Origin of the sequence: Desulfobacterium sp. N47 (assembly GCF_051233685.1) — a bacterium.
In the GTDB taxonomy this organism is placed as follows: Bacteria; Desulfobacterota; Desulfobacteria; order Desulfobacterales; family RPRI01; genus RPRI01.
In genome coordinates this window covers 1-2,424 of sequence record NZ_JBAMMY010000140.1, presented here as the reverse complement: position 1 = coordinate 2,424, position 2,424 = coordinate 1, and the positions used below count along the sequence as shown (strand labels likewise).

The 2,424-nt window shown below is 37.3% G+C and carries 2 protein-coding genes; one reads left to right on the top strand and one right to left on the bottom strand.

Features of this window, described 5'->3' with window-relative positions; genetic code table 11:
- Window positions 1-658: 658 nt before the first annotated feature.
- Window positions 659-925: a hypothetical protein gene (locus VXK47_RS09445; protein WP_435548531.1), complete on the bottom strand. Its 267-nt coding sequence runs from the start codon at window positions 923-925 to the stop codon at window positions 659-661.
- Window positions 926-1,095: 170 nt separating this feature from the next.
- Between VXK47_RS09445 and gmd the strand changes: the two genes are divergently transcribed.
- Window positions 1,096-2,247, top strand: a complete 1,152-nt coding sequence (gene gmd, locus VXK47_RS09440) for a GDP-mannose 4,6-dehydratase (RefSeq protein ID WP_435548530.1) — start codon at window positions 1,096-1,098, stop codon at window positions 2,245-2,247.
- The last annotated feature ends 177 nt before the right edge of the window (window positions 2,248-2,424 follow it).

Genomic DNA, 2,424 nt, shown 5'->3' with positions numbered 1-2,424 from the left:
GGCTTTTTAATTATAATTACATTATCGTTATTCATGGTGTGTGTATCCTTTCCTTTTTTTTGGTCGGTTAATTGCCTCGGTAACAATCAACCGATGGATACACCACCTATCTCCCTAAACACAACTTTTGATTATATCTCTTTTCGTTTCGCATATTATGGGTGGTAGGTTAGATATTGATTAGAGATTTGTTTTGTTTGAGTTAAAATTAATTCTTGCAATTTCACTTTAAGAAACTATGAAGACTTATCTGATTATGACAGATGGGTTGTCTGTCATACTGCCAGCTTGACTGGAATAGAATTAACTTTTATAACCTGGGCTATATCATAAGGAGACAGAGGTGCATCACGATTAAATGCCAGGGTTTTTTGTATAGTATTTTCGAACTCCATGATTTTAACGAGCTATGAATATCCGGAAGGCAAAGCTTTTGCTTTATCGGTTATTCCAGGATTTTTTAATCTTTTTTATTCTGAATAATTATGTGGGAAGTAAGATGTACCCATTCTTTTCATGTAAAAAGCTCTTATGAGAATTTTTCTAAAATCCTCGCATCGAATTTTGATATTTTTTTCATGACCGTTTTCTACCCATGAAACATATGCATGCTCATCAGGTGAATGGAAAAGAAATCCATTACTTTTCACATAATCAATTAAAAAATCCACTTGGCTTGAATAGATACAATTTTCTTCCTTATTAGCCTTATGAGCAATATTCGTCTTCTTTGCAGTGCCCTGATCGTCCCTGGTTTAACAGGAACATTCGACTGTGTGGGCGGTGTTGGTTCGGTCTCAGAAAGTTCAGGCTGTTTTGATACCGGTTGGCTTATACCCAGTCTCATGTCAGTAATTTGTTGCACAGAGCTGTTATTGTCTTGTGCAGGTTCCTTTGCCTTTAATGCTTCGTGTACATCTGTCATACGATTTCTCCTTATCTATAATTTGAATTTAAGTATAAGAAAAATCATAAAAGTCTGTTGAAAACCGCATGTAAATAATATATACAATCCCCTGAAAATCAGAAAAAATCTTTTCGGAATATAGCAAATTCATTAGGGCGCATAATGGTCTCATCTAAGAAGGATATGATATGAAAACAGCTTTAATTACAGGCATAACCGGTCAAGATGGAGCATATCTTGCTGAATTTCTTCTTGAAAAAGGATACAATGTTCATGGGATAAAACGAAGAGCTTCTTTGTTTAACACCCAAAGAGTTGATCATTTATACAAAGATCCCCACGAGCAACATGTACGGTTTTTCATGCATTATGGCGATTTGACGGATGCGACAAATTTGATCAGGATCATTCAGGAGGTTCAACCTGATGAAATTTATAACCTTGCCGCACAGAGTCATGTTCAGGTTTCGTTTGAAATTCCTGAATACACAGCAAATACAGATGCGCTTGGCGCTTTGAGGATACTCGAAGCCATAAGGATCTTAGGGCTTGAGAAAAAAACACGTTTTTACCAGGCCTCAACAAGCGAGCTTTACGGGAAAGTACAGGAAGTTCCCCAATCCGAAAAAACACCTTTTTATCCGCGTTCCCCTTATGCCTGCGCAAAACTTTATGCTTACTGGTGTACCATAAATTACAGAGAAGCTTACAATATATATGCCTGTAACGGCATTCTTTTTAATCATGAGTCTCCGCTGCGCGGCGAAACTTTTGTTTCACGTAAAGTCACCAGAGCTGCTGCGCGTATAGCGCTTGGCCTTGAAAAAAAACTGTTTCTTGGGAATCTTAATTCATTAAGAGACTGGGGTGATGCAAGAGATTTTGTTCGGGCGCAGTGGATGATTCTGCAGCAGGAAAAGCCCGATGATTTTGTTATAGCGACAGGAATCCAGCATTCTGTGCGCGAGCTTTGCGAATATGCTTTCAGGGAAGCCGGGATAAAAATAGAGTGGAAGGGAAACGGGATAAAAGAAAAAGGAATCGTTGCCGCTTTTGATTCTGAAATTACCTCAAAGCCTGGTGTAAATTTTAATGTAAAAAAATTAAAAAAAGGTCAGACTGTCATTTCTGTTGACCCCCGGTATTTCAGACTGACCGAAGTTGAAACATTATTGGGTGACCCTTCAAAAGCAAAAAAAGTATTAGGATGGGTTCCGGTTATTTCCTTTGAAAAGATGATCAGGGAAATGGTTGCCTATGATATTGAACAATGTGTGCGTGAAGTTGTTTGCTTAAGAAACGGCCTGAACACTCCGGCGTGCTTTGAAGCGAATATGTAAATTATTTGAGTAATCTTAGCATTAAAGTTATCATGATCTAAAGTTTCACTGTTTTTGAAGCCGTTCAAACATGGTTTTAAAATTTTGCGATATTTTTTCACAAAACATAAAAAGATGGCATGTAAAATGCATTGCAATTTATATACCAAGTATTTCAAGCACTTACGTCAACTTTTG

Excerpts from the sequence above, each read along its gene's own strand:
- VXK47_RS09445 (WP_435548531.1), bottom strand. The coding sequence starts at position 925 with ATGACAGATGTACACGAAGCATTAAAGGCAAAGGAACCTGCACAAGAC.
- gmd (WP_435548530.1), top strand. The coding sequence starts at position 1,096 with ATGAAAACAGCTTTAATTACAGGCATAACCGGTCAAGATGGAGCATAT.